The sequence below is a fragment of the Paenibacillus sp. EB106-05-06-XG162 genome, from assembly GCF_058791655.1.
Genome location: NZ_JBYTDT010000005.1, coordinates 295,690 through 320,271, shown reverse-complemented (window position 1 = coordinate 320,271; position 24,582 = coordinate 295,690). Strand labels below are relative to the sequence as shown.

Sequence of the window (24,582 nt, the reverse complement as noted above, 5' to 3'; positions counted from 1 at the left end):
ATCACTCATGCTGCTTTCCCTACTTTCCTATACTTCATAATCCAAGCTGATGGAGCTCTCGCGTGCTTCAGTCATATGCGCGATAACCTTCTGGTGTTCTGGATGGACGTTATATGCTGCAAGTGCTTCAAGGGAATCAAAAGTCGTCACCAGGGCGATATCGTAAGACCGATCGGAATGCATCACATCTTTCCCCACTTCAATGCTCTTGAGTACTGGGATCTGACCTTCCATGGCTCTTAGTACACTCGCAGTACGCTCCACGCTCTCGGGTGAACGGTCTTTTAATTTAAACAATACAATATGTCGAATCATAACCAATCGCTCCTTTACCTGTTGCAAACTGTGGAATCTTACCTATTATACACCAATCATTTTCCAGAAACACGCACAAAATGGCCCCACAAAGTGGGGACTGGCTTCGAGGTCGATCCAGGTACTTGGTGGGGGACCCCCGGGAACAAAAGAATGACCGCTCGATCAAGGATCAAGCAGCCCTATTGCTTACGTGTCATTTGTCCTTCTGCTTCAAAATCTGAATCATGTCGCGAATCTTCTGAGGCAGTGGAAGCCCTAATCGTCCATAATTTTCTGTAATCGAGATCAACTCGTTCGCTAAGTAGAAATATATCGCACCCGACATAATGATATCGGTCTCTAGCAATAGATCCATCTGATGCCCTAACATAATAATGAAGAGCATGAATACTTTGCGCGCGATCCCCCAGAACCCCGTATTACTATTCAAACCTTGTCCCTCACGAAGCGATGCTGCAACGCCGGTGATGTAATCTACGGTAATGGCGACCAGAAAAAATGTGAGCAATTGGCTCCACCCCCCAAAAGCAAAAGTCACGACGGAACCAACAATGCCGGTAATCGTATTCAGAGCGATTTGGTTCAATCGAATCGTCCCCTTTACTCTGGTGTGCTACGATATCATATGTTCATCTCTATCAAAATGAAACTGATAGTATCCAGTGTCCATCTGCACATTTCCTACTCCCCCCACAAAATGAAGCTATGGCAGCGAAGTAGATTCAGGTACTTTGCAGGGACCCCGAAAAAAATAAAGTCTCTGCACCAGGCAGAGACTTACTAGGAAAGGTAGATGAAGTTTAGGCCTTCGCCTCTTCCTTGAAGAAATTCGGCAAATACTTGCGGTTCGCCTCGAGCATTTCGTTCAGCATGTCTTTCGCAACCGATACGGAAGGTACAAGCGGGTGGTGTACAAGAGCTTGCAACGCAAGACCGCGGTCCCCTGTAATCGCCGCTTCAATCGTTAACTCCTCATACGTCTTCACCGCTTTGAGCAGTCCCTTGATATGACTTGGCACACGCTGCGGCGGAAGCGGAATAGGGCCATGCCCCGTGATCACGCAGTTCACTTCAATACTTGCATCCGCTGGCAAGAAATCATAGATATTGCCATTCTGCACATTCACCGTCTGAATATCCTGTACGTTATTATGCAAGGAATACATGAGGTTCACCGCTGCCTCCGAATAGTATGCGCCGCCGCGCTGTTCCAGCTGCTTTGGCTTTTCTTGCAAATTCTCATCCTTGTACAGCTCGAACAATTCCGCTTCAACACGGCTTACAACCTCGGCGCGGGTACCATTCTTCTCGAGCGATTCTTTTATATCTGCGAACATTTCGTTCATCATGTAGAAGTAACGGAGATAATACGTCGGAATCGCACGCAAGGAGCTTAGGAAATCATAATCCCAATCCATCGCAGTCACGTTCGAAGCCGTGTATTCCTTGCCTCCGTCAATGAGCTCATCCAGTTTATCTTCACCATTGACGTAAGCAGCTGTTACCCAGTGCAGGTGGTTGATCCCTACGAATTCAGGCATCGTCTCATTCTGGTTCACGCCATATTGCTTCGCGAGGAACTTCTGGAAGTTGATCGGCGAGTTGCATAGCCCAATGGATTTGACTTTCGAATATTTCGCTACTGCTTCGGTCACAATCCCTGCTGGATTCGTGAAATTGAGCATCCATGCCTTCGGTGCCAGCTCTTCGATATCACGGCAAATGTCTAGAATAACAGGAACCGTACGAAGTGCCTTCATCATCCCCCCAGGACCCGTTGTCTCTTGCCCAATCACGCCGTATTTAATCGGGATATGCTCGTCGCGTTTCCGTGCTTCTAGCAGACCTACGCGAATTTGGGTCGTGACGAAATCGGCATCCTTGATGGCTTCGCGTCGGTCCAATGTCAAATGCACTTCCGTCGGAATCCCTGATTTCTTCACCATACGCTTCGCTAGCTCACCTACGATTTCGAGCTTGTGTTTGCCTTCCTCAATATCGACAAGCCATAGTTCCCTAATCGGCATTTCATTGTACTTCTGGATAAACCCTTCGACAATCTCCGGTGTATACGAAGAACCTCCACCGATGACTGCAACTTTTAAGCCTTCATTTGGATTACTCATGAAATTATCCTCCTTCGCGCATCCCGCTTGATTTTTTATAGTGCGTGTTCAAAAAGTCGGCATTTCAGCACCGAGAAGGTTGCGAGAACCTGAAGAAGGAGGAACGGAGTTTAGGCGAAACCTAAATGAGTACCGGACTTCGAAGGTGATCGCAAGATTCGATGTTGATTATGCTTCTTGAATGACTTCGTGATCAAATGATGACTTTTTGAACAACCTCTTATAGGAATTTAATTTGATGTAGTTGGTTATAGATCTCATCATGGATGTGATGACCCGCAGAGTCCATGGCACTCATAACAGCCCCTACGACGGGGTCCATCTCAACGCGAACGAAATTCGTATGTGGAGCAACCCGCTTCACTTCACGTTCAATCGCATCAATCATATGCCGACTTGTGCTCTTCGAGAATACGCTGCCGCCGAGAACGACATCGAATACATCCTCTTGCATGTTCAATCTTCGAATGAGCGCATTCGCCGCATTACCGAACTCTGTACCTTCTTGCTCTAGAATACGGATACTTAAGGCATCGCCCGCTGACGCAGCTTCAAAGACAAGCTTCCCTAAGTCCAGCGGCAGTGACTTGCGTCCGTAGAGCATATCTTCGAATAGCTCCTCAACGCTCATACTGCTGGTATGTTTCAAGACCAGCTCTGTTAGCATGGTAGCAGGTCCGCGTTCATCCCAAGCCCGTACCACAGCGCGAAAAGCATGAATCGCTAGATCTGTGCCTGAGCCGTGTCCATCGCCGAACATATATCCGAAGCCGCCGTAATCGAGCTCAGCGCCATCTTTATTCCTTGCCGCGCAGTTAGACCCCGTACCACTAATAATAACAACGCCCGACGCATCTCTTGTACCGGCACGCATTGCGATCATCGTATCGCACACAATCTTATAGCGCTTAAACTTTAGGGCAGCAATCATTGGATTCAGAATTTCGAAGTCCGGAGCCCGATCTGCACCTGCAAGTCCGAAGAATGCAAAATCGATATCTTCTCTCTGAAGACCTGCTGTGAATAATGCTTGTTCGCAAGCGGAACGAATATTATTCTCCGCTTCTTGCTTGCCGGTCTGATGATTACCATTCCCGAACACAATACCTTGCCCAAGCACTCGCCCTTGCTCATCGACGATGAGCGCATGGACCTTGGTCCCTCCCGCGTCTACGCCTAGAAATCTACTCACCCTAGCGCCTCCTGACATTTATGACTGAACGATTGCTTTTTGAATCTATACTGTAAAGGTACACGATCTCGCGTAAACCTGCTACTGCAAACCGATTATAGACCGATACTATCTTACTGTCATTCCACCCCACAAAGTGATGTTTCCGCACAAAAAACGGAGCTACTTACGCAGCTCCGAAGGTGATCTACCCATATAATGACGAAACAACCGATTGAAATTCGATAAGTTACGGAAGCCGCAGCGCGTACAAATATCAATGATTTTGTACTCGGATGTCTCCAAGAGATGTACGGCTGCCCCTAGGCGAAGCTGAATCAAGTAATCCATTGGCGAAGTGCCTACAATCTGACAGAACAAGTAGCTGAACCGAGATGGACTCAGATGAGCCAGCTCCGCCAGCTGCTGCAAGCTCCAAGGCTCAGCAATGTGATGTTCCATCTGTTCGACAACCTTCCGAATCGTCTCAATCCCTTGCAATTTGGCGGCATGCTTCGGTAGTTCCTGCAGTGCGAAGGAACGATGAATGGAAGCCAGAAATCGAATCAGATGTGCCCGTATGATCGATACATAGGAAGGTAATTGCTTGTAATACTCTTCCTCCATATCATGGAGAATACGCCGAAGCTCTTCAATCACTGGGTTGTCCGCATCGAGCAGATTCGAGAAACGCGTACCAATCTCGCGAAATGGTGCAAGAAGCTCAGGGTCATAACGCTGCTCGATGGCCAACCAGGAAGGATCGAACATGACGACCATCATTGTTAGATCTTCGGTCTCGAAGGCGCGATGCAGCTCATTGGAATTAATCAGAATGATATCACCTTGCGTGAAGGTATATTTGTTCCCGTCGATAATGTAATATCCAGAACCGCGTACGATGAGATTGATCTCTAATTCGTTATGCAGGTGTAGTCGTTGAAACAATGGCGAAATGCCCTGACTTTGAGAGATGAGAATGGGAAATGACGGCGGTAGGTCAATCGTGTCGCTCTGAATCGATGAATGAAATTTGTGCATAAGCCGTCCTTCCTTTCTAACTACGTTACATTCGCCATACTACCTCTGAGTATATCATATCTCATGGACTTTCATTTCCAATATCTTCATCCATCAAATAGATACATTTTCAACTTCCCTTTCCGATGAAATCATGTAGAATAGAAAGGTCGTCTTGACGAGGGTTCGTCAGACAACCGATACTATTACCTGAATAAAAGGAGCATTTCGATTCATCATGCAAACACAACAAGTCAAAATGACTACAGCGGATCCGAGCGCACTCGGACTGTTTGGCCTTGCGATGGTTACCCTGGTCGCATCCAGCCAAAAACTCGGATGGACCGACGGTCTATCCCTCATTATTCCATGGGCGATTTTCCTCGGGGCTTTCGCGCAGCTCTTCGCCTGCATACATGATGCCAAGAAGAACAATACGTTCGGTGCTACCGCATTTGGCGGATTCGCTTTCTTCTGGTTCTCTGTTGCACTCTCTTGGCTGTTCAAAATGGGCGCATTCGGTGAGATCATCGCCTCGCAAGCGGACGGCAAACAGCTTGGATTTGCCTTTCTTGGCTACCTGATCTTCTCGCTCTACATGACGATCGGTGCGATGGAGACGCATAAAGTCCTCTTTACCATCTTCGTCCTGATTGATTTCTTATTCTTCGGACTTACATTCGATGCATTCGGCATTGCTTCGCATGTGATGCACAAGGTCGCTGCCATCGCTGAGTTCTGCATTGCGATCTTCTCCTTCTACGGCTCTGCCGCATCCGTGCTCAATGTCCACTTCGGACGTATATTCCTACCCGTTGGACAACCATTCAAAATCTTCAAAAAATAAGATCAGATCACGATTATGACAAAAAGCTATGAATCTCAACGAGGGTTGAAATTCATAGCTTTTCTTAATATTCCAGCATGGTTTACAGAAGTAAATAGAGAAAATAGCCATAGACAGCTTCCAGATCTTTGACCGAAATTCGCAAGGCTTCCGCTTGCTGTTCGAAGGACGATTCCGGTAACTGCTGAATTACTTTAAGCAGCTGCGCCATATATCCGAACGGTGTACACTGAAGATCTGCTTGGAGCACCCGAAATCCGGTTGGCTCAGCAGCTTCGAGGATCCCGAAGCTAATACACTTCTTAATTCGAGAAGAAATATCTGCTGGCGACAGTCGGAGCACCTTACTCAGTTCCGTCACCGTGACGTGGCTTACGTCAGATTCATTCTTTTTCTCCAATATAATGTAAATTAATGTTCTGTACTGTTGGAGTAGATCACCCCAATTGAGCACGGAAGTTTGTCCTTGAATCATCGCTCTCATCTCTCTGTTTCTATGATATTGGTACGATCCTATTATTGCTCTGTATAATCTCGAAAGAAACGACTTACAGATTGATTGAAGTACCTTGCGACCTTATCGGCGTTCTCACGTTTGGGTGTAATGCCTTCGAACACCCACCGTTCAACGGTTCTCGTCTTCAAATTAAGCGCCTGTGCAAGTTCCGGTATAGAAATCTTCGACGCCTCGATGGCCTGGTATAACCGTTCATTGCCAATTTGCCATCGTTTTAATTTACGAAGCGGATACTTCTTGAAACAGTGCTCACAGGTCTCCAGCCCTTGCAGGGGACGGCCACATTTGATACATTGCCCCATCCTAGCCCGCTGCTCTTCAATCCCTTGGCGATTCTTATTCCTTCGCTCTTCACAGCGTATGCATAAATACCGTTCACTTCGATGCTCGCCACATTGTGCGCATACTCCCTGAATGCGACGCCATTGTCGTAACTTCCGCATTGATATCGCTTCATTTGTCATGCTCATCATTCCTTCAACAAAACTTCACTTGATGCGAGAAAAATAGAATGACAACCGGTAACGGCTCATTTTTCACCACTACCAGTATCGTATAAAAAAGGACAAGTTACAACGATAAATTCTGCCAAATCAGCAACGAATAAACCCGTGAAAAAAACCAACCGCGTTAGCCCTGCGATTGGTTCTTAATCTTCCATCATCAATGGGAGAACGATCTCAAAGGACGTCCCTTGATTCAGCTCGCTAGATGCAGTAATGCTCCCACCATGATTCCCAATAATATTATAGCTAATCATAAGTCCAAGACCGGTACCTGTTTCCTTCGTGGAATAGAAAGGCTGCCCGATCTGCTCCAGTTGCTCTACTGTCATCCCGCATCCTTCATCTCGGATGATGATATGTACTTCTTGTCCATATACAACTGTAGATACATATACATTTCCCCCGTCCTGCATCGCATTTATCGCATTCTTCAATAAATTGATCAATACCTGCTTCAATTGATTCGAATCGCCAGATACCCAGATCGGCTTCTGGTCAAAATGTCCCTGAATCTCAACGTTCTTCAGAATAGCTTGTCCATTCATCAACGACATCACATGATCCAGGATCGCAACAATATTCAAATGGTGAAGATGTGCTTGATGGGGTCTAGCTAGGATAAGAAGTTCGTTGATGATACTCTCAATACGCTTCAATTCGGACTCCATAATCTCAAAATACCGCATTTCTGTCGTACGTCCTGTCTGGAACAACTTCATGAACCCATTGATCGAGGTTAATGGATTACGAATTTCATGTGCAATGCCCGCTGCGAGCTGTCCGACGATAGCAAGCTTCTCCGATTGAGCCAGGTATTCTTCTTCCCTCTTACGTTCTGTAATATCGGCGTAAATCCCAAGCACGGCTCGTGAACCCCGATATTGGAAGGATACGGACACCCCTTCAACGTCTTTAAGCTTGCCGGTAAGACAGTGTATGCGGTAACGAGTTGTGCCGATGCGCTGATAATTCCGATAACGTTGCCTTCTCGCTTCAAGCTCACGGTGATAGGAGGCATCCACGAGCTGCGTTGTCGATATTCCCAATACTTCTCCTAGATGTGATGCTCCAATCAGCCTAAGGCCTGCTGGATTCGCGTAGTGAACTGAACCGCCGCGAGTAATAAGGACTGCAAGCGGCAGATCCTCAAGCAGCTGTTCCAATGCTTCTTCGTTGTCGTTCATACGTTGCGAGAGTATCTGTTCCTCCGTCCGGATCTGAAATTGGATCAAAAATGTTGAAATCTCGCCATGTTCCTCTCGAAGCCGAGTGACATGCATGATCATATAGAGAATATGGCCCTTCCGATGTAAGAGGCGGGTAGGTAGCTCTTTCTTCTCAAACGATTGGTCCATCATGGCTTGAATCAACATTCTTACTTCGTCACGATCATCCGAGTATGTAATCTCTTGAGCTGTCAATCTTCTTAATTCATCGATCTTGTAACCCAGCATGCTGCATAAAGAGTGATTCGCGTGGAGAAAATCCCCTTTCTCAGATACATAAGCCATCCCAATGATCGCTTGCTCATATGCCACACCATGCGAATGAACCTGCTCAAGACACACTTGAAATCCCCTCTCGAATGATTGATAGTAAGTAACGTAATTTCATCCGAATAATTCCATACTAACCCAATTTTACATCTACTCCCTATTACATTCAATAGCAACCTTCTACGTATCTCCGATATCCTGCAATTGGTCGAGTATTCGCATCTCTTGCATTGCTTGCTTCGTCTCATCCGTACCGCATTGATAAATTTGCTTATATACCTCTGTTAAATAATGGTCGTACGAATCATTCTCTGGATCAACATGATAAGGATAACCCGGAATATGTGCGCGGAAATACGCCCGATCATCCCAGTTCATCTTCATCTCCAGCAGATGCTGTAATTGGTCCACTTCCTCCTGCGATGCATAGATCTCAAATTCATACGGCGTTGCACCCTGTTCTCTAACAATCGAGTTTGATTGTACAGACACATAATATTTATGCTTTTCCATTGCCAGCCTCCTATTTATCCTGTTATGACTTCATGGAATAATAAATACAAGCCACAATAAATACGGCTATAAGCACAAGATAAGGAATAATAATCCGATTGCGGAACACGGAGTTCTTCTTCATTTTTGCATAGTAGGGCTTCGTCATCATGTCTTTCTCTTCGTCTTTCACCTTGCACCCTTCCTTTCACCTTAGGCAGTATGTCTTCCCCGTTTTCGAACATCCTTATTCTACCCATTGGATGGCAGATCATCCGTAACGAACCATGGATCCCGTACAACACAAAAAGACTGCGAAAGCTCGCAGTCCTCGCAGTCCTATTACCTCAATATTGTGCAAAAAAATTATACTGTTCTTAATTCAATAGCCTTCCCGGAATCAATCGTCACTTGCTCTGGGAACGAAATAGCTCCTGCCTCGATATGATAACATAATGCCTCGTCGCCCAGCAGGATCGATTCGATCTGACCGCCTTCCAGGAAAGGCAAACGCAACGAGGATAGCGTCAGTTCCCCATACAAGACACATAAGGATGCGCCTGCTGCAGACTTACGGAAGATGCCCCAACCTGAATCAAGTGACCAGAAACATTGGAATTCCGCCTCTTGCGAGACAGGGTTGAACCCAATCATCCCCTGCACCATATTGTATTCGAATCCGCTTAATGTCGGGATTAACGCGTAGCTCGCCATAGACCGAGCATAGTTGCTTCCGCATTCGTATTCGTTCCATGGGTTGCGTTTGTATCCGTCAAATCGATCCCGAATGGCTTCAACAATCTCCATCCCTTCATTCACGAGCCCTTCTTGAATCATATGAATCGCAACCTGATATTCAAACCCGTTCATCGTCTCTTGCGCATAGGTGAGCGGTACAGCAGGCTTCTGCGTCCCTTCCGGCCAGTCACAGATCATGACACCCGCTTCGTCATTCAAGCTATAGATTCGACAAGGATTAAATACGTTCTGCATGCTCTTCTTAAAATTATGCTTGTAAATGGCTTGAAGCGCGGATCTCGTCTGCTCCGGATCGAAAATTTCACCAAGACCGCTTAGATTAGCATGCCATTGCGCGACAACTTGATCCACGCCGCATCCGTCAACGATTTGATACTTCATTTCCTGCTTCTCCTCATTCCAATAATGCTTCATCGCACTAGCATCATACGAAGCTAGGATCGATGGATCCGTGACATCCACGATTTGATGATAGTAAGAACCATTATATAAATGCTCATCCGTCCAAGCTTTTCCTCGATGAAATAGCGCTCGATATTCGCTGGCTGTATCTATTTCTCCCAGTGCTTCAGCCATTTCTGCTCCGGCCTTCAACGCACCGAGATAGAAGCCATTCAACCAGGCGTTTGGTCCGAACAACTCCATATCTAACGTATGATGCTGTCTTCCTTCGAGCACGCCGTCTTTATTCGCATCCCAGCGATCCTCATTCGTATCCGCCCAGGCATATTCGATCGAATTCTTCACCGCTTGCCAATTCCGCTTCAGCCATTCCGTATCGCCACAAATTTTCCAATCGCGATAGGTCTTCATGACACCGCCGAATTGTCCATCTGCACACGCTCGGTAATTATTCGCCGCTCTCCCGATGGGCAGCTGCAAACGGAATGACATCCGTCCGTCTTCTCGCTGATTATAGCAGAAGTCTAAATCTCGCATCGACCGTTCCAACGCAGGGAATAAGAATGGCAGCGCATAGGCGTAATTCCAGACATGCGTACAAGAGCCTTCACATGATCCTTGATCCGGTAGACATCCTTCCCAGCCATAAAATGATCCATCGGTTAATCGCAGACAAGTCGGCGACTTCAGGATGGAAATATTCGCAGAGACAGCATCCAGTACCGCAGGCGGCAGCGTAGATGTGAATAGTGCTTCTTTGAACAGTAACGTCTCCTTGTACAATCGATCCCAGTGCTGCAAAGCGTACGTGGCACTCGCGCTGGAATTCGGGAATAGCGTCGCATAATAGTTCGTCCATGCATTATGGACCAATGGATCACAGTTCCCCGCTGCACATGGACATGGTTGCGGGTTCCAATCGTTCACAACATTCGGGAAGCTCCAGCTGAGCACGAACCGCACACTACGTTTCTCCCCCGGGGACAGCTGAATATGCGCTGCGAGTGTACTATGATCCGTTTGCTCTGGGACCGCTTTCGATTGTGCTGCGTCATAAGAGCGATTCTTGAATTTACCTACCGTCGTTAAGTCATTCCAATACATCTCCAAATTATCGAACCAATCGCCGCGATACCAGTATTCCTGGTAACTGGCATCTTCGCAATCCGTCGCCATCGTCATATCGCCATATTTCGGATCATTCGCTGCGAGGCCCGTTGAAGTTAGCTTGATCATATGGAAATTCTGAGTATTCGTATATCGGCTTACTCGCTGCTCATCTAGGAATGGATTCGAAACCGTGAAACAAATCGTATAATCTAGCACTCGTTCTGTGGTATTCGTGATCTCGATATCAAAGAACGCACTCGGAATACTCGAATCCTTATCATTGAGCGGTATGAAGGGATTGAATGCAGTCATGTTTACGTTGCCTGGGAACTTCGGATCAGCAAAAGCAAGCTTCGCAATCGGGAATTCCCCCTGAAATGTCAAGGATTCAAAATGTGGAACGCCGGCTAATGTCGATCGATTTGGCCCGAACCCGTATCCGCCATGATGGCGATAACGAATATTGCCCATATATCCGGGCGGCAGATCGCCATGCAAGACACGTGCATCCAGCAGTTCACCGTCTGCCTCCGTTTTGATCGCAAAATGACTAAAATAGTTATCACTTTGCTTGTTCGGACGGTTATAAAGCTCCCAGTCAATCAATCGTCCACTTCCTGATAACCCTAAACTGCCTGATCCAATACCACCGAGTGGGAACGATATTTCCTTCGCTTGCTCGCCTTGATAGGTGAATCTGCTCATAGGTTCGATCTCCTTTGTAGGTTGAATCCAAATCCAACAATCGAAATGATAGATTTTCCGTTCACGTGCACGGGTTAATTGTAGCAATACTTATTTCGGTTGTAAACCATACTTTTTGAATTCGCAAATCGTTCACACGACTTATACGTTCACGTGCACAAATTGACCAAACTCATTAATTGAGATACGATAAATCCATAATCTTGAGAGGACCGGAGATCGCAATGCAAAAGATAACCAGCAAACATATTGCAGAAATATGCGGCGTTACGCGAGGCACCGTAGATCGTGCCCTTAACAATCGCCCCGGCATCAAACCAGCGACACGGGAGAAAATTCTGAGGGCAGCCGAAGAGCTCGGATACCGTCCTGACTATCTCGGTCAAAGTCTGGTAAAAGGCGAAACCCGAACACTGGGTATCGTCATGTTCGATGTCCATAATCGTATTTTCGCCCAGCTGTTCCATGCCTTTGAAGAATTTGCAAGACAGCACGGGTATTTCATCTACCTTGTCTTATCCCATAAGGACAAGGACGTTGAGATTGAATATATACATAATCTGATCGACCGAAGGGTGGACGGGATTGCCCTAAATCCCATCAATGAGGGAACAGCATTCGAATCCCTGCTGCACAAGACGCGTACGCCCATCCTCACCTTCGGGAATGAGCTGTCTGAACAATTTCCCCACGTATGGATCGACGATCAAGCGGCTATCCAAGAAGCAGTCCGCCATATTGCTGCGAAAGGCTATCAGCATATCATTTATGTAAGTCCTCCGCTCCGATTCAAAGGCGAAGAAAATATCTATGTGCCCGAACAGCGCTATCTCGGGTTTCAGGCTGCTCTTCTACAATTACCTAGTGTCAGCTATACGGTCATCACTGAGAAAGACTATATGACGGCAATACATACGGAGCTGCGGGAGACATGCAGCCGAACGGCTATTTTATGCACGAGCGACGTATTCGCAATGGAGGTATTAAAGTCATTGAAGGATTCCAACGTAGATGTTCCTGGCGAGGTCGGTGTCATGGGATTCGATAATATTGATATGCTGAATTACATCGATCCACCGCTCACGACCGTTGACTATCAGGTCGAGGAGATCGGAAGAAGTCTAGCAGAATCTCTCATTCGCCGTATTCAAGGGGAAGACATTCCATCGCGTACACTCGTTGCTCATCAAATTATGGAACGTAGCTCACTGTAACAAGACGAAAGCTCAGATCCCTTCACACGGAAGAAATCTGAGCTTTATTGCATGCATGTCGTACTTATTGGCGCCATACGCCTAGCTGTTTCCGAATCAATACGATTTGACCTGCATGATAAGCATCATGCATGATCCAGTTCAGTAATTCTTGACCTAATGTTAAGCTTGTTGAAGCATAAGGCGCATCCAGTTGTTCTTCCGTTAATTGTCCAAGTGCTTCACGAAGTCCCGCTGAGATGGTTCTGGCTTTCGTTACCACCGTCTGCCATCCTTCCTCATCCTCCGGATCGATATGGCCTCTGAATGTCTCCTCATTGGAAATGTTCTTCGGCCCTACTTCTTGCCCGTTAAGACGAAGCCATCTCCGCTCGTTGTGGTAATTCATATGATTCAGTGTCTCCCAAATGGAGTTCCCTCCACCTTGCGGCACCCACGCTGCTGAAGCCGCTGGTATCCCTTCTAGTACTGTAGTTACAGGAGCAATCCACTCTTCCTTCTCCCAAATATGATCCCATTGCCATACCAAGCCCTGAACACGATTCTGTTGCACGAAACATCATCCTCCCGGCATAAAGTGTAACTAGCAAAACTTGAATTAACACGTTACAATGCAATTAGAATATACCATAACCTTTCGATATATGTAACTATCTAAATTTAATTTAATAGTTACAACCCTAGCAGGAGGCACTTATGATTCATTCGTTATGGTCAGACTTTTTGAATAGCCAGTGGCATGATTGGCGCGGGAGCGGCCGCTCTGAAGACCGGCTTCTACTGCCAACCTGGCAGACTCGTTATCTGGATACTTACGGCTTATCTGCCCCCGTACCAGCCCATGAGGAGGATATCCTTATGCTGCAGCACTTCCGAACGCAATTGCATCACATCGCGCTTCGTCTATCACAGGGCGGTTCCATGACAGAGGAGAATCTTGATCTTCTAAATAAGGTTCTAGCTCAAGGTGATAATACGCGCAGATTGCTACGTGATGCAGACGGCTTACGCCTTGCATCACTTCCCAACCGGTCCGATTGGCAGCAAGTCATGGCGGAGATTACGACGGATTTCGCCCGCAACATCATCGAAGGTGCTAGCGATCGCATCCGAATCTGCGACAACCCGGATTGCCTATGGGTGTTCTATGATGATACACGGAATCGCACCAAACGGTATTGCGATGACAAGATGTGTGGGAATCTGATGAAAGTGCGGCGATTTCGTGCGAAGAAGAAAGTTGAGCAAGCACGTGATTAAGGTTTGAGAAGCAACAAAGAGGGCTGTTCCGCTTGGAACAGCCCTCTTCTTGTTATTCTACACGCCACTCGTAACCTGTTGATTCGCTATCATATCGGCGAGCTTCATCGGTTGTCCGCCGTTCAATCTGGATTGCTCAGAGGCGAATGCTATCAGATGGCTCTGCAGCGAGGCTGTCGCGGAAGTCAATCCATACGATGGATTATGGTCGAAGCGTCTCACTTCACGCAGGAAGGAGCTAACGAGGCGTTCGTCGCCGCCGCCGTGTCCGTCGCCGCTCGTGTTGCAGTTAATCTCCAGCTTCTCGCCCGTCAGGTAACGGTACAGCGTATAGATACCTGAATCCATATCGCCGATAATCTCGCCGTGCGTCCCCATGATCTGCACCCTACGGGCACCACCTTCGGTCAAGCCTGACATGATGAAGGACGCATTGGCGCCGTTCGTGAACTCCATGTTCACAATCTGGTGGTCCACCACATTATTGTCACAGCGATACACGCAGCGTCCGAACGGACCTTCATGTAGCGCCTTTAGAATCCCTTCCTGCGATAGGTCACTCGTCATGTACCGCGCCCATGGATGATGCGGTGGATCAATATACATCTTAAGTGCCGAGAACGCGCACTCCTTCTCGACTTCGCAGCCGCTAATGCAGCGAGCCGTGGAGCCTACCGGGGCATTCTCCGGCCGGAAATGCAGAAGCGAGCCATAGGAGCTCACACTCGTACATTCCTGTCCCATTAACCAAGAGATAATATCCAGGTCATGGCATGATTTCGCGAGAATCATCGGGCTCGTCTCTTCGGAATTCCGCCAGTTCCCGCGAACATAGCTGTGCGTCATATGACGATATCCAACATTCTCCGTCAATTGAATGGTCGCGACGGTTCCGAGCTCGCCCTGATCGATGCATTTCTTAATGCCTGTCCAGAACGGCGTATAACGAAGTACATGGCTTACGATCAGCAGACGTTGATGCTTAAGCGAAGCCTGCTCGAGCGCAATGCATTCATCCTGCGAAGGAGACATCGGCTTCTCCAATAGGACATGATAGCCAAGTTCCATCGCCTTCATCGCCGGTACGAAATGCATCCGATCGAGTGTACTAATGATCATTACGTCTGCAATTCGCCCTTTCTCAAAAGCTTTCTCCCACGAATCATATACTTGATCTGGTGCAATCTCATGAATTGCCGCGAAATTATTCCTGCGCTCATCATCAGGCTCTGCGACCGCGACGATTTTCAGTTCATTCGGAAATTTTTCTGCATAAGGTCCATAAATATAGCGCCCTCGACTTCCTGCGCCAAGTAGTACCGCTGTTAATGTTTTCAAGTCATTTCCCCCTCAAGTTCACCCTCTGACTTTCATATTAAGCGCAGACCCTTGGTTCAGGAAAGAGATCGTTACTGACATTTCATATACAATTATTGACCTGAAGGACTAGCTGCTCGAGCGCACAATGCGGTATTCTTGCGGTGTCACCTCATTCTGCTTCTTGAAGAATCGGATAAAGGCCAACGCTGAGTTATAGCCTAGCGCGGTTGCAATTTCGCCCACCTTCATCGACGATTTCAGCAGCATTTCCTGGGCAATTAAGTTTCTATAATCGTTAATGTATTTAGAGAGACCGATTCCCGTAATCTGCTTATATAGCCTGGACAAATACGATGGATTTAGCCCGACGTAATCTGCGAGCGCATTCAGAGAAATATCCGTCGAAATGTTCTCTTCGATATAGTGATGGACCTTATTGACGACTTCCGTCGGCAACTGGGTGCCTCGCATCGTATTCCATTCGAACAAATAGTCTGCCAGCTGCCAGAAATATTGAATCATATCCGGCCAGGATGACGCATCTTTCGGCTGAAATAGACGATCCAAATCCAGCACTGTATTGACATAGTCTCGGAACTCCCGATTCTTGTGAATGTAGAACAAGAATACGGCAGACAAGGAATGGTACAACTCCGTCTTCCGCTCATGTGAGGTCTTTGGATCATTCCAGATCGAAGTCAGTTCAACATATAGCTTATTGAACGGTTCCCGATGATTGTTCTCCACACAGGTCATGAGCAATTGAATACGAGAATGATAGAAGCAATCATGGTATGCTCCTGCTTTATCGTTCTCTTCTTCGGATTGCATGTCAATATCCGTCAGAATGACTTCACTAGACAATCCATGGCCGTGCGCCAGCCCAAATTTGATGGAATGGAATCGATCGGACACGTTCTCCCATAGTGTGGGCTCACTTCCGAGCACGAATGACACCGGGAGACTAAGCAATCGCTTACAAGTTCCTTGTACCGTCTCCAGGATACCGCTGGTATAGCGATATGCACGGCCCCAATCCAACGCCTGCAATTCGTTCACACTCGGCTCACTTCTCAGAGGCTGAATTAACCAGACGATTCTCGACAGATCATATACGAAAGAAAAGCTTCGTACTTGCGAAGATAAATATTCGTCGCAAATATTCTGAAATGCGTAAGTCAGAAGTGCTTTATCCGGTGTCGTGAACATTTCTCTCCACGCATCTACCCTACCAATCAGTATAAACACGGGCAGGCTCGCATCCAGTGGGATATCCATTTCCTGAAAAGCACGCGCCAACTGGCTTTGCGTGACCTGCTTACCTTGGAAGAGTCCCCACAAATAATCCTTCTGCAATGACGGCAAAGCCTGCCGCATCTTGGTTTGAGCCCTTGCAATGATTTGCTGTTGATTATATTCGGCCTCTAAGGTTGTAATCGCGCGCTCGACCGATTCGATAATCTTCTCATCGCTCTCAACCTTCAATATATACTCGAAGCCGCCGTAAGTAATCGCGCTTCTCGCATAATGAAAATCATTGTAGCCTGTTAGAAAAATAACCTTGCAGTCCGGCCACTCCGCCTTAATCTCTTGCAATAATTCAATCCCTTCCAGGCCAGGCATCTTAATATCCGAAATAACAATATCAACGCGTTGCTGCCGCATGACTTCTAGCGCCTCTTCACCGGAATAGGCTTTTAATAGCTCGAGTTTCAAATGCTCCGTATGTTCGAATAATTCGAGCAGTCCATCCACAATAATCGGAATATCATCCACGATTAGCAATCGGTACATGCGAGTTCCCCCTCTAGTCTACACTCAGATTGATTTTGACTTGCAGTCCGCCTAGGTCAGAACGCGACGTTGTAATACCATACTCTGCTCCATAACGCAATTGTATTCTTCGATGGACATTTATGAGTCCTGTCGTCTCTTCCATCCGATTAGAAGATTGCCGAAGCCGAAGATTCAGCTGTTCAATCGCTTCATCGGTAATTCCCTTGCCATTATCTTCGACGTATAACGTAAAATCATTACCGCTGCGTTCCATATGAACCCATAGTTCACCTTGCTGGACCATATTCCCAAGCGCATGCTTATAGGCATTTTCGATAATAGGCTGCAAAATTAGCCGCGGTACCAAAGTATTCGGTACCTCCCCTTCAAAGGTGACCTGAATGCGTTCCCCATAACAAATGGTCTGCATATCCACATAGGTGCGAGAATGATTCACTTCAAGTTCCAGTGGGATATCATCCTCGTCATTGCGCGTAATAAATTGAAAATACTGCCCGATATGCAGACAGAATTGATAAGCTTTCTCCTTCTGATGCTCGGACTTGATCAGACGGCATAAGACGAAAAAGCAGTTATATAAGAAATGAGGATTGATCTGTGATTGCAATCGTTTCAGCTCGGAGCGCTGATTGCGAATTTGCTGCTCATAGTTTTCCTCGATTAATGTCTTGAGGGACTGTACCGTGTCATTAAAGGCCTGGTACAAATAGCCGAACTCATCCTGCCCGCGATCAATCGGTATTGGTTCCAGCCTGTTCTGCTGCACGCGCCGAAAGGATTGGACCAGCTTCATTAATGGCCGATAGATGAGTCTCAATAGAAAATAAGAAAAGAAGAACACAATACATACGGCGAGCGCACATGCGCCCCAGAACAACAAACGGTACTTCTGTAATGGGCCTAGCACATTCTCTTCTGGAATGCTCGTAATGGAATATGAATGCCAGAGCTCAGAATACTTATAGACAGTTAAATATCGTTCCCCATCGACATGCAAGGTCACATAACCTTCCTGTGCATTCGAACGCTCTAGTTCTTTGGCGTATGCCCGCATCTCTGCAAGCAGCTTCGGATCATGTGCCCCGGAAATTTCCCAACCGCGATCTACGTTCAACAGCACCGTCTGTCCGCCTCGCGAGTCTCCAATCTGCTCGAGCGTCTCACGGATCTTGTTCGCCGACAACTCCACCCCGACGAGATAGATCGGATTCTTTGCGAAGCTGCTCGGGTACTGCATTGTGATGAACAATCGTTCCTTCCAATAGATGAACGGCTCCTCATACTTCTTCGCGCTCTGCTGCATCGCCTTGTATTCCTGTTGATCCATAGCCGTCTCGAAATTCGAACTTAATATCGTACGGTCGATTAATGGGACATAAGCTCTCGCCTCGCGAATGAATGGACTCGAGTTTTTCATCAGATCCAAGCGGCGCTGAATATCCAGCACCATCCTAGCCCGATCATAATAACTCATCGCTGTGCCTGTTGTCGCAATTTCCATCAAATCTTTGTCCATGACATAATTCGGCAAATATCGACTAATGCGATCCGCTTCCTTGTCTAAGGAATCCATATAGAACCGGGTCGTATTCAGAATCGAGGAAGAGATCTCGGTCCGAATATTGTCCGAACCCCGGTCATTGATCATCCACGTAATGAGCATAAGAGGCAACAAGGCCGCCAAAAAGGCAGCCAACATTTTCTTGAATATGGAGGAGTCCTGTAACATAAATTTACTCTTCAACATCTGTTCTCTCCTCTAATAGTATCGTAGCGAAATGATTCTGCAATACTATTCTTTGACACTCCCCATCACAATTCCTTTAATGAAGAACCGCTGCATGAACGGATAGACGATGAGAATCGGGAATGCTGCGACGAAAATCTGTGCTGCCCGGCTCGTACGATCTGACACTTTGAGCGCCAATTCGATATTTTCCGCCTTAATGAAACGGAAATCTAATTTAACAATGACCGTCTGCAAGAAGGTCTGCAACGGATAATTCTCCGTATGATTCATGTAGAGCATCCCGTCGAACCAGCTGTTCCAATGCCCTACCATCGTGAACAAGCCTGTCGTTGCCAATGCAGGTAATGACAACGGTACATATATTTTCCATAACGTCTTGAAATGTCCCGCTCCGTCAATTCGCGAAGATTCCTCAAGTTCCTTCGGCAGACTGCGGTAGAAATTGAGGAGCAAAATGACGTTGAATACGGCGACAGCTCCTGGTAGAACCAGCGCCCAGATCGTATCGATCATGCCGAGAGACTTAATCGTCGTATACGTCGGAATAAGTCCTCCGCTGAATAGAATCGTAAATACGAATACCCATGCGTAGAATGTACGCAGCCGGAACTGCCTGGAATCTTTGGACAATGGATACGCTGTAATAATCGTGAGCGCCATACTGATCGATGTCCCTAGAACGACCCGCTGGATGGAGATCCAGAATGCACGAAGATATTCTGGCTTTCCGAATACATTTTCATAAGCAGCTGTTGTAAATTCAACCGGCCAGAGTAGGACTTTACCGGCTGATGCCGCCTGTCCGGAGCTGAATGAGATCGCTAGAATATGAATAATTGGCATAAGACATAAAAAGGATACGAATGCCAAAAAGATAAAATTGCATACAAGAAATAGCTTTCTGGACCATGACTTGTTATGATGCATGATGTGTCTCTCTCCTTTCTGAATTACCGGACGAGTGTCTTAGAAGATGCGGTAATTCGCTATCCGATAGGCTAAGACGTAAGAAACCGAAATGAAGATAAAGGATACGATGGATTTAAGCAGCCCCACCGCGGTTGCGAATCCAAACTGTGCTTGTTGGACCCCCATACGGTAGACGAACGTATCGATAATATCCGCACTCTCATAGACCGGCGGACTGTACAGGTTGAAGATTTGCTCAAAGCCAGCATTTAGTACATTACCGATATTGAGTGTGAGCATCAGGATAATGATGGGCATCATCCCTGGCAGTGTGACGTTCAATATCTGCTTGAATCGCCCCGCCCCATCGATCTCAGCTGCTTCATAGAGCGATGGATTAATGCCAGTTAGTGCAGCCAGGTAGACGATCGTCCCGAACCCGAACTCCTTCCATACATCCGATATGACCATCACATAAGGAAACCAGGCATTATCACCTAAGAAGAAGATCGGCTTGATCCCAAATATGCTGAGGAATTGATTCAGGATACCGGAGGATGGGGATAGAATATCAACCAAAATACCGCTTAATAGAACCCAAGATAGAAAGTGTGGCAAGTAGACGAGCGTCTGGAACGTCCGCTTGACCCATTCTTTCCGCAGCTCATTGAGCAGAATCGCTATCGTGATAGGCACAATCAATCCGGCAATAATTTTCATAACCGCAATATAAATCGTGTTCAGAAAAACCCGTCCGATGTCGGGGTATTCGATTAACAATTGAAAGTTCTTCATCCCAATAAAGGGTGATCCGAACAAACCTTTGTTCGGGATATACTTCTGAAAAGCCATCATAATACCAGCCATCGGGTAATAGCAGAAGATCAATACCAAGATTAATCCTGGCAGCAGCATCATATGAAGAGGCCACTCCCGCTTCCACATTCGTGTTAATACATTCATGAATTTCACCTCGCTGTATTAAAAGAGGGGTTGTTATGATTCAACCCCTCAAATCAACCATCATGTGATTATTTGTGGCTTGCGTACCACTCGTTCACTTCTTTGGTAATGTCATCGCCGCCAAGCTTCTTCCATTCTCCGACGAACTTGTCGAATTCATCGACGGACACTTGGTTCATAATGATTTTGAAGTAGATTTCATCACGTTTCTTCAGCAAAATTTCTTGGCGATCCGCCATCGTAGGCGTAGGTGCGCCGTAGAATTTGTTTTGCAGGTACTCTTTGTTTTGCAGGATTTTCGGGTTATGCGATACAGCGCCGTTCGGACCCGAAATCAGCGGTTCCCACCACATATTGATATCAGTGCCATCGATAAATTTCATCGCACGTTCATAACGACCCTTCTGATCTGCGGTTTGAAGAAGGCTAGGATCTTTCGTCCCAATCGCTTTCGGCAGAATCTCGCCGTTGTTATCTAGCTGTTTACCAACACGTAGTGGGCTAAGCAGCCAGTAGTTGCTGCCTTTTTCTTTTTTGTCTTTACCAAACAAAATGGTTTTTTGGTCATCTGTCGGATTCATCGTATTATCCACTACGATCCATTCGTTCAGCAATCGGATTACGCCTTCCGGATGCTTCGCTTGCTTGGAAATCACATAATACTGATCCACACCTAAGCCAATTTGATTCAGTGTCGGTTTACCATCCGCGGATGGGATTGGGTATGCGCCCCACTCTTGCACGACTTTACCGTCTTTGACCGCGCCCTTCACCAGCTGTGCAGGCGTCCAGGATGCACCAAATACAAGACCTACATTATTGTTGTAAAGAAGCTCTGCTTCTTTTTCGGTATCTTTAACGGCGAATTCAGGATCGATTAAACCTTTCTTGAACATATCTTGAAGCGCTTTGAGCGCATCCTTCACTTGCGGCTGGATGTCACTGTTCACGAGATTGCCGCTCGCATCTTCCATCCATAGATTTTCATAGGCATGGTAGCCGTTAAGGAATGCGCGGAGACCCGTTACACCTGTATCGATTTTGAATGGTTCCTTACTGACGGCGATACCGTAAGGCTTGCCAGTGCCGCCAGGGTCTTTCGTCTTGAATGCTTCAGCGATCTTGAGCACGTCTTGCATCGTCTTCGGCTCTGGCAGATTCAACTTCTTCAGCCAGTCTGTACGTACGTACAAGTATTGGAAATTGTACGGATTGTAGGAGCTCGGAATTCCCATCAATTTTCCGTCGATCGTCGCGGTCTTCATCTGCATGCCGCCGTCCATCGTCAGGAACTTCTTCGTATCGTCCGTTGCATTCTTGTCGTACACATCCGTGATATCCATGATCATGTCTGCTTCTGTCAACTCTTTGAGCTGTGTTGCTTCCACAAGCATGAGATCCGGAATATCGTTGGATGCGATCGTCATTTTCAATTTTTCCTTGAATTGCGTGACGTCTGCCACCCATTTATTCGTAATCTTCACGCCAACGTCTTTCTCATACGCGTCATAGACGGCGTTCTTGTCGAAGCTCTCGCCTTCGTCGAATTTCAAATACGGGTCACTTTGCGATACCGTAGATACTTCGATGACTTCGTTTTCTTTTGGAGTTTCTTGTGGCGTTTGCGTCTGCTCTTTCGTTGTTTCTGCCGGCTTCTGTGCTTCCTCTTTCGTGCCGCCGCATGCCGTTAATGCCATGCTGAGGACGAATAATACGATCAAGAGTGATTTACTTTTTCTTTTCATATGAACCCTCCCTAGTGATCTCGAAAAGTGATGTTTGGCTGAGGTGATCAGCTCAATGCTCTCTTCTTAGTTTTAGTATAGAAAGATACGTGCCTATCTTCTATATACTAGTCTTTACTTTCGTATACACCTTTTGACACACACCATATCATTCCATAGGAAAGCAAAAAAGCCAACCCCGTAACCTTGGATCCGGTTAATAGGGCAGGCTTCATAGCACCAACACAACAATAGGGTGTTCTATGTGAACACCCTACACTCGTCTTATTGTTCATATCTTGCCTTCTAGCTCAAAGAAAAACCACTGCACTAGCACTAGGCCTTTCGATACCCCTAGCAGGCTGGTTCTATCATAACGATAATCCTTACCTGTCCAGAGCCTCCCGCTATAGTCTCAACGACCTATATAAGTGAATTTCCTCAAACCTTTAATTTCTGCGCACACGCAGAGTTCCTTCATGATTTCTGGTGTTTATGGAATACTAACCCAAGCTCAAAATCATTCCAACGATGTGACAAAGGAGAACACCTATGAAACGAATTCTTCTTACAACAGTAATGATCGTCATGCTGATGACAGGATGCACGTCCTACTCAACCCCTAAGGAAGCACCCACCAAAGTAAAAATATACAGTGAGGCCGACACTTCCGCGACCTTAACGCCCACACAAAAGTTACTAGCCGAAAAATTGATCAGCTTATTCGAAAATGGGGTCACGACTATTCAATATGGCTATGCCGAGAATCTGCATGATGGCCGAGGCTTTACTTGCGGCCGCGCTGGATTCACGACAGGCACGGGAGATGCATACGAAGTCGTTAAACGGTACACGAATCGCGTCCCTTCGAATAAACTCGCCCCTTACCTGCCCGAACTAAAACGGTTAAACAGCGCTCGGAATCAAGCTGATGTATCACGATTGACTGGATTTGATAAAGCTTGGAAATCCCTTGGCAAAGACAGCACATTCCGCACCGTTCAAGATGAAGTGGTCGATGATTGGTATTATCGTCCTTCCGCTTCCTATGCGAGTACAGCAGGACTGCAGCTTCCACTCTCCATGGCGGTGCTCTATGACACCATCATCCAGCATGGCGACGGGAATGATCCGGATAGCTTGTCCGCTTTAATCAAGCGAACCAATACGGCTGTAGGCGGATCACCTCAGCAAGGCATTGATGAGAAGAAGTGGCTCGCCAAATTTCTCGATGTACGTCGAGAAGACCTGAAGAACCCATCCAACCGCTCAACGCAGCAAGAATGGGCCCAATCAGTAGGACGCATCGATGTCTTCAAATCCATCGCAGCAAGCAACAATTACGCCTTAAACGCACCTATCGTGATTGATACGAGCGAGTACCACGAGACGATAGTGTAGCCTTAGGAATATACTTCGTTACGTATTTTTTATAGTTGCGTACCCCTTGGATCACTTTGACATCCGCTGATAATAACTTTCGATCACTAATCACCCACGTATGCCCCATCGAATTTTTCTCTCGGATCGCTGCAAAGTTATATTTGCTCGCAGAGTAGACACGATAGCCCCGTGCTCTGCTGTCTCGACAGAATTTATCATCCTCCCCATTGCTGCGATCCGGGAACTGAACCTTCTTGAACACTTTCTTCTTGAAGACCAACGTCGCACCCGGGAGGATCGATACATACTTACGTTCATACTGAGGAAACCGAAGGATCAGCTTTTGATTCCCTTTGAGCCACGCATAACATGCGCGTTTGCCAACAATGTCGGCTCCGCTTTTTTTCATCGCCAGCATCGAGCCAGTTAAGTAACTTGGCGCATAATAATCATCGTCATCGAACTTCGCAATCGTATTATACTTCGATTCTTGGACCGCATAGTTCAAACATGCCCCTAGCGAGGTGTCTTCAGGCAACTGATATACGGATACATTGGCATAATCCCGAGCCATTTCCCGATACTCTTGAATATCGAAGTTATCTTTATTCAGAATAATGATCAGTTCTTTCTTTACCCAATTCTGTCTATTGAAATTTTCGAATATATTCTGAATATGATGAGGGCGTTTGGTACAGGTAATAATTGAAATTCCCTTCCCTTTATACTGATAACCACTTCGGGTTTTCACTTGGCGGTCCTCCTTCCAGGGTATTGGAAAAGCGTCTTTTTT

At 46.6% G+C, this 24,582-nt stretch carries 23 protein-coding genes; 4 read left to right on the top strand and 19 right to left on the bottom strand.

The genetic code is table 11. From position 1 onward, the window contains the following. Positions 1-27: 27 nt before the first annotated feature. The 5 genes from AC3WU2_RS14445 to AC3WU2_RS14425 form a co-directional block, all read right to left on the bottom strand. Positions 28-315 (bottom strand): Dabb family protein, encoded by a 288-nt coding sequence (locus tag AC3WU2_RS14445; RefSeq protein WP_492455203.1) that lies wholly within the window; start codon positions 313-315, stop codon positions 28-30. Positions 316-511: 196 nt separating this feature from the next. Continuing rightward, the gene (locus tag AC3WU2_RS14440; protein ID WP_018755865.1) at positions 512-904 is read right to left on the bottom strand and encodes a phage holin family protein; all 393 of its coding nucleotides are present in this window, start codon (positions 902-904) and stop codon (positions 512-514) included. A 214-nt stretch (positions 905-1,118) separates the two neighbouring features. Continuing rightward, a complete protein-coding gene (locus AC3WU2_RS14435; protein ID WP_492455200.1) occupies positions 1,119-2,444 on the bottom strand; it encodes a 6-phospho-beta-glucosidase in 1,326 nt (441 codons plus the stop codon). A gap of 220 nt (positions 2,445-2,664) precedes the next feature. After that, on the bottom strand, positions 2,665-3,636 hold the full coding sequence (locus AC3WU2_RS14430) for an N-acetylglucosamine kinase (RefSeq protein WP_492455198.1): 972 nt from the start codon (positions 3,634-3,636) through the stop codon (positions 2,665-2,667). 162 nt (positions 3,637-3,798) lie between these two features. Beyond that, a complete protein-coding gene (locus AC3WU2_RS14425) occupies positions 3,799-4,656 on the bottom strand; it encodes a helix-turn-helix domain-containing protein (protein WP_492455196.1) in 858 nt (285 codons plus the stop codon). A gap of 217 nt (positions 4,657-4,873) precedes the next feature. On the opposite strand from AC3WU2_RS14425, the gene AC3WU2_RS14420 reads away from it, so the two are divergent. Next, on the top strand, positions 4,874-5,482 hold the full coding sequence (locus AC3WU2_RS14420; RefSeq protein WP_492455194.1) for an acetate uptake transporter: 609 nt from the start codon (positions 4,874-4,876) through the stop codon (positions 5,480-5,482). Between the two features lie 82 nt (positions 5,483-5,564). On the opposite strand, the gene AC3WU2_RS14415 is transcribed toward AC3WU2_RS14420, so the two are convergent. The 6 genes from AC3WU2_RS14415 to AC3WU2_RS14390 form a co-directional block, all read right to left on the bottom strand. Then, positions 5,565-5,957 carry a hypothetical protein gene (locus AC3WU2_RS14415; RefSeq protein WP_492455192.1) on the bottom strand — a complete coding sequence of 131 codons (393 nt, stop codon included), beginning with the start codon at positions 5,955-5,957 and terminating at the stop codon, positions 5,565-5,567. A gap of 41 nt (positions 5,958-5,998) precedes the next feature. Beyond that, the gene (locus AC3WU2_RS14410; protein ID WP_492455190.1) at positions 5,999-6,442 is read right to left on the bottom strand and encodes a helix-turn-helix domain-containing protein; all 444 of its coding nucleotides are present in this window, start codon (positions 6,440-6,442) and stop codon (positions 5,999-6,001) included. A gap of 206 nt (positions 6,443-6,648) precedes the next feature. Continuing rightward, a complete protein-coding gene (locus AC3WU2_RS14405) occupies positions 6,649-8,073 on the bottom strand; it encodes a PAS domain S-box protein (protein WP_492455188.1) in 1,425 nt (474 codons plus the stop codon). Positions 8,074-8,181: 108 nt separating this feature from the next. After that, complete coding sequence (locus AC3WU2_RS14400) at positions 8,182-8,514, bottom strand: hypothetical protein (RefSeq protein WP_018755873.1); 333 nt, start codon at positions 8,512-8,514, stop codon at positions 8,182-8,184. Positions 8,515-8,536: 22 nt separating this feature from the next. Next, a complete protein-coding gene (locus AC3WU2_RS14395) occupies positions 8,537-8,686 on the bottom strand; it encodes a hypothetical protein (protein ID WP_018755874.1) in 150 nt (49 codons plus the stop codon). A gap of 173 nt (positions 8,687-8,859) precedes the next feature. After that, positions 8,860-11,469 carry a GH116 family glycosyl-hydrolase gene (locus tag AC3WU2_RS14390; protein ID WP_492455185.1) on the bottom strand — a complete coding sequence of 870 codons (2,610 nt, stop codon included), beginning with the start codon at positions 11,467-11,469 and terminating at the stop codon, positions 8,860-8,862. Positions 11,470-11,693: 224 nt separating this feature from the next. On the opposite strand from AC3WU2_RS14390, the gene AC3WU2_RS14385 reads away from it, so the two are divergent. Further along, positions 11,694-12,683 carry a LacI family DNA-binding transcriptional regulator gene (locus AC3WU2_RS14385; protein ID WP_492455183.1) on the top strand — a complete coding sequence of 330 codons (990 nt, stop codon included), beginning with the start codon at positions 11,694-11,696 and terminating at the stop codon, positions 12,681-12,683. Positions 12,684-12,747: 64 nt separating this feature from the next. Here AC3WU2_RS14385 and AC3WU2_RS14380 read toward each other — a convergent pair whose 3' ends face one another. After that, positions 12,748-13,236 (bottom strand): DinB family protein, encoded by a 489-nt coding sequence (locus AC3WU2_RS14380; protein WP_492455181.1) that lies wholly within the window; start codon positions 13,234-13,236, stop codon positions 12,748-12,750. Between the two features lie 143 nt (positions 13,237-13,379). Here AC3WU2_RS14380 and AC3WU2_RS14375 point away from each other — a divergent pair, with 143 nt between their 5' ends. Further along, positions 13,380-13,943, top strand: a complete 564-nt coding sequence (locus AC3WU2_RS14375; RefSeq protein WP_492455179.1) for a CGNR zinc finger domain-containing protein — start codon at positions 13,380-13,382, stop codon at positions 13,941-13,943. 57 nt (positions 13,944-14,000) lie between these two features. Here AC3WU2_RS14375 and AC3WU2_RS14370 read toward each other — a convergent pair whose 3' ends face one another. The 6 genes from AC3WU2_RS14370 to AC3WU2_RS14345 form a co-directional block, all read right to left on the bottom strand. Continuing rightward, positions 14,001-15,281, bottom strand: coding sequence for a Gfo/Idh/MocA family protein (locus tag AC3WU2_RS14370; protein WP_492455177.1), 1,281 nt, complete (start codon positions 15,279-15,281; stop codon positions 14,001-14,003). Between the two features lie 108 nt (positions 15,282-15,389). After that, the gene (locus tag AC3WU2_RS14365) at positions 15,390-17,057 is read right to left on the bottom strand and encodes a response regulator (RefSeq protein ID WP_492455175.1); all 1,668 of its coding nucleotides are present in this window, start codon (positions 17,055-17,057) and stop codon (positions 15,390-15,392) included. Positions 17,058-17,070: 13 nt separating this feature from the next. Further along, positions 17,071-18,804 carry a sensor histidine kinase gene (locus AC3WU2_RS14360; RefSeq protein WP_492455324.1) on the bottom strand — a complete coding sequence of 578 codons (1,734 nt, stop codon included), beginning with the start codon at positions 18,802-18,804 and terminating at the stop codon, positions 17,071-17,073. Between the two features lie 48 nt (positions 18,805-18,852). After that, positions 18,853-19,737 carry a carbohydrate ABC transporter permease gene (locus AC3WU2_RS14355; protein WP_492455173.1) on the bottom strand — a complete coding sequence of 295 codons (885 nt, stop codon included), beginning with the start codon at positions 19,735-19,737 and terminating at the stop codon, positions 18,853-18,855. A 39-nt stretch (positions 19,738-19,776) separates the two neighbouring features. After that, positions 19,777-20,682 carry an ABC transporter permease gene (locus AC3WU2_RS14350; RefSeq protein ID WP_379349868.1) on the bottom strand — a complete coding sequence of 302 codons (906 nt, stop codon included), beginning with the start codon at positions 20,680-20,682 and terminating at the stop codon, positions 19,777-19,779. A gap of 68 nt (positions 20,683-20,750) precedes the next feature. Further along, positions 20,751-22,427: an extracellular solute-binding protein gene (locus AC3WU2_RS14345; RefSeq protein WP_492455171.1), complete on the bottom strand. Its 1,677-nt coding sequence runs from the start codon at positions 22,425-22,427 to the stop codon at positions 20,751-20,753. 531 nt (positions 22,428-22,958) lie between these two features. Here AC3WU2_RS14345 and AC3WU2_RS14340 point away from each other — a divergent pair. Further along, positions 22,959-23,807 (top strand): chitosanase, encoded by an 849-nt coding sequence (locus AC3WU2_RS14340; protein ID WP_492455169.1) that lies wholly within the window; start codon positions 22,959-22,961, stop codon positions 23,805-23,807. Here AC3WU2_RS14340 and AC3WU2_RS14335 read toward each other — a convergent pair. Beyond that, positions 23,764-24,540, bottom strand: coding sequence for a glycosyltransferase family 2 protein (locus AC3WU2_RS14335; RefSeq protein WP_492455167.1), 777 nt, complete (start codon positions 24,538-24,540; stop codon positions 23,764-23,766). The two genes, AC3WU2_RS14340 and AC3WU2_RS14335, sit on opposite strands and share 44 nt — an antisense overlap. Positions 24,541-24,582 lie beyond the last annotated feature (42 nt).